This is a genomic window from Corallococcus sp. AS-1-12, from assembly GCF_020036995.1.
GTDB lineage: Bacteria > Myxococcota > Myxococcia > Myxococcales > Myxococcaceae > Corallococcus.
The window spans coordinates 1-4277 of sequence record NZ_JAIQDD010000074.1; the positions used below are offsets into that span (position 1 = coordinate 1).

General features: G+C 68.4%; 1 protein-coding gene. It reads left to right on the top strand.

Going from position 1 to position 4277, the window contains the following annotated elements:
* The coding region (locus K8556_RS38615; protein WP_223745140.1) for a non-ribosomal peptide synthetase at positions 1-4277 on the top strand (4277 nt) is incomplete at both ends.

A 4277-nucleotide genomic window follows, 5' to 3' on the forward strand; every position in this document is an offset into this window, starting at 1 on the left:
GTCTCCGACGGCTGGTCCATGGGCGTCCTCGTCCGGGAGATGGTGGCCTTCTACGAGGCCTTCGCCACGAACAGCACGCCGGCTTTCGCGCCTCTGCCCGTGCAGTACGCGGACTTCGCCACGTGGCAGCGCGACTGGCTCCAGGGCGAGGTGCTGGACGCGCAGATCCACTTCTGGAAGCAGCAGCTCTCCGGGGCGCCCGCAGCGCTGGAGCTGCCTACGGACCGGCAGCGTCCACCCGTGCAATCGCACCGGGGCGCCACGGTGGACCTGCACATCCCCTCGGATGTCTCTCATACGCTCAAAGGCCTGGCTCAGCGTGAAGGTGCCACGCCCTTCATGCTGCTGCTGGCGGCATTCCAGGTGCTGCTGTCGCGCTACTCCGCACAGGATGACATCAGCGTGGGCACGCCCATCGCGGGCCGCACGCAGGCGGAGACCGAAGGCCTCATCGGCTTCTTCGTCAACACGCTCGTCCTGCGTGCGCGCGTGGCCCCCCGAGCCACATTCCGGGAGCTGCTAGCCCAGGTGCGAGGCACGACCTTCGCGGCCTTCGAACACCAGCACCTGCCGTTCGAGAAGCTGGTCGAAGCCGTGCAGCCCACGCGCGACCTGAGCCGCAGTCCCCTCTTCCAGGCCATGTTCGTCCTGCAGAACACGCCCACCGAGGCACTGCGCCTGCCGGGCCTGTCCTTCCAGGCCGTGCCGCTGGAAGCCCATTTCGCCAGGTTCGACCTCTCGCTGGGTCTGCGCGAAGGCCCTGACGGCTTCGTCGGTACCCTGGAGTACGCGACGGACCTGTTCGACGCGGCGACCATCCAGCGCATGGCCGGCCACTTCGGCGTGCTGCTGGAGGCCATCGCGAAGAAGCCTGAGTCGCGGCTCGGGGACCTGCCGTTGCTCACGGATGCAGAGCGCCAGCAGCTCCTTATCGAATGGAACCCGCCCGCCTCGCAGGTGGCGAGCGAACCCAGCATCCCCGCGATGGTGGAGGCGCAGGTACGCCGCACGCCGGATGCGCTCGCTGTCATCACGACTGAACGGAAACTGACGTACCGGGAGCTGGACGCGAAGGCCAACCAACTTGCGCACCGCTTGCGAGGCCTGGGTGTCGGGCCCGAAGTCCGCGTCGGCCTGTGCGTCGAGCGCACCGAGGACCTCGTCATCGGTGCCCTTGGCATCCTCAAGGCCGGGGGTGCCTACGTACCGCTGGACCCCAGCTACCCGCGTGAGCGTCTGGGCTGGCTGCTGGAGGACGCCCAGGGGCCTGCACTCGTGGCGCATTCGCACCTGCTCTCGGCGCTGCCTGAAACCAGCGCCACGCCCGTGTGCCTCGACTCGGACATGAAGCTGGCGAGGCAACCCACCACTGCGCCCACGGTGGACATCCACCCGGCCCACCTCGCCTACCTCATCTACACCTCCGGCAGCACCGGCCGTCCCAAGGGCGTCGCCATCTCCCACGGCAACGCCGTCTCCTTCCTCCACTGGGCCCTGGAGACGTTTACCCACGAGGAGTTGAAGGGCACCCTCGCCGCGACGAGCCTCAACTTCGACCTCTCCGTCTTCGAACTCTTCGCTCCGTTGAGCAGCGGTGGCGCGGTGGTGGTGGCACGCAACGCCCTGCACCTGGCGGAACTGCCCACCGCTTCGCACGTCACCCTCGTCAACACGGTGCCTTCCGCCATGGCGCAACTGCTGCGCCTGGGCGCGGTGCCGCCTTCCGTGCGCGTCATCAACCTCGCGGGCGAAGCCCTCCCGGAGACGCTCGCCAAGCAGGTGTACAGCGTCCCGACGGTGCAGAAACTCTTCAACCTCTACGGGCCTTCCGAGGACACCACCTACTCCACCGCGTCTCTCGTCGGCCGTGACGAAGTGCCGCTCATCGGCCGCCCTCTGCCCGCGACACGCGCCTATGTCCTGGACGCTTCGTTGCAGCCGGTGCCAGTGGGTGTCGCGGGCGAGCTGTACCTCGCGGGTGAAGGCCAGGCTCGCGGCTACCTGCTTCGCCCGGAACTCACCGCGGAGCGCTTCGTCCCGGAGCCCTACGGGCCTCCCGGTGGCCGCATGTACCGCACGGGAGACCGTGTCCGTTACCGCCTCGACGGGCGCCTGGAGTACCTCGGCCGCATCGACTTCCAGGTGAAGGTGCGTGGCTTCCGCATCGAGTTGGGCGAAATCGAAGCCGCCCTCCGCCGTGCTCCAGGCCTCAAGGACGCTGTCGTCGTCGCCAAGGGCGAAGCCGCGGACAAGCGCCTCGTCGCCTACGTCACCGCTCGCGACGGCCACTCACTCGACTCCGAGGCACTCAAGGTCCACCTCCGGCAACGACTGCCCGAGTACATGGTCCCCTCCGCGCTCCTTGTCCTCGACGCCCTTCCCCTCAACTCCAATGGCAAGGTCGACCGCAAGGCCCTCCCGGAACCAGGGAACCTCGCGCGTTCATCCGACTTCATCGCCCCACGGACCGACACCGAGGCGCAGCTCGCCGCCCTCTTCGCGGAGGTGCTCCGCGTGGAGCGCGTGGGCATCCGGGACGACTTCTTCGCCCTCGGCGGCCACTCCCTGCTGGCCACCCAGCTCGTCTCGCGCGTGCGGGCGACGTTCGCGGTGGAACTGCCGCTTCGCGCCCTCTTTGAATCCCCCACCGTGGAGGCGCTCGCGACGAAGCTCGCGGGTTCCCGGTCCGCCGCGCTCCGCGTACCGCCGCTGCGGCCCTCGCCGCGCGAAGGCATCATTCCGCTGTCCTTCGCACAGCAGCGCCTCTGGCTGTTGGATCAACTCCAGCCGGGTGACATCTCGTACAACATCCCTACCACCCTGCGACTGACGGGTCAGGTGGACGTGGAGTCCCTGCGCCACGCCTTCGAGGCGTTGGTGGAGCGCCACGAAGCGCTGCGCACCACGCTCTCCACCGACCACGAAGAGCCGTCACAATGCATTCAACCTCCCTACGGCTGGGAGCTGCCCGTCATCGACCTCACGTCCCTCCCCGAGTCACAGCGTGAGGAGGAGGCCCAGCGCGTGGCGGCCATGGAGGCCCGGCGCCCCTTCCTCCTCACCACGGGCCCGCTGCTGCGAAGCACGCTGGTGCGGCTGGGGCAGGACTCGCACCTGTTGCTGGTGACGATGCACCACATCGTCTCCGACGGCTGGTCCATGGGTGTCCTCGTCCGGGAAGTGGCGGCCCTCTACGAAGCCTTCAGCACCGGCCGCGCTCCCACCCTCCCGCCACTGCCCGTGCAGTACGCGGACTTCGCCGTGTGGCAGCGAGGCTGGCTCCAGGGTGAGGCCCTGGACGCGCAGTTGGGCTATTGGAAGCAGCAGCTCGCGGGGGCTCCGTCCGCGTTGGACCTGCCCACGGACCGGCCGCGTCCGCCCATGCAGTCCCGCCAGGGGGCAACGGTGGACGTGCGCGTTCCTGCTCCGGTTTCCCAGGCACTCAAGGCCCTGGCCCAGCACGAAGGCGCTACGCCGTTCATGGTGCTGCTCGCCGCCTGGCAGGCGCTGCTGTCCCGCTACTCCGGCCAGGAAGACATCAGCGTGGGTTCACCGATTGCTGGCCGGACCCAGGCGGAGACCGAGGGCCTCATCGGCTTCTTCGTCAACACGCTGGTGTTGCGCGCCCGGCTGCAGCCGCGGGACTCGTTCCGCCAGTTGCTCTCCCAGATGAAGAGCACCACGCTCGCGGCCTACGAGCACCAACACGTTCCCTTCGAGAAGCTGGTGGAAGTCCTCCAGCCCGCGCGCGACCTGAGCCGCAGCGCCCTCTTCCAGGCGATGTTCTCCCTGCAGAACACGCCCACGGAGACGCTCCGACTGCCTGGACTGTCCTTCCAGACCGTCCCGGTGGACACGCGGTCTTCCAAGTTCGATCTCACGCTGACGTTGCAGGACTCGCCTCAGGGCTTTGGCGGAACCCTGACGTACGCCACGGACCTCTTCGACGCCTCGACCCTGCAGCGCATGGTGGGCCACCTGGGCGTGTTGCTGGAGGCCATCACCGCCCAGCCGGATGCAACGCTCGCGAGCCTGCCGCTGCTCACCGCGCCGGAGCGCCAGCAGTTGCTCGTCGAGTGGAATGGGCCCAGCGCCGGGTTCCCCCGCGACCTCTGCCTCCATGAAGCCTTCAGCGCCCAGGCCCTTCGCACGCCTGACGCCCTGGCCGTCATCTGCCGCGAGGAGCAGCTCACCTTCCGTGAGTTGGAAGTCCGCTCCAATCAACTGGCCCACCGACTGGTGAAGTTGGGCGTTGGCCCGGACGTGCGCGTCGTGCT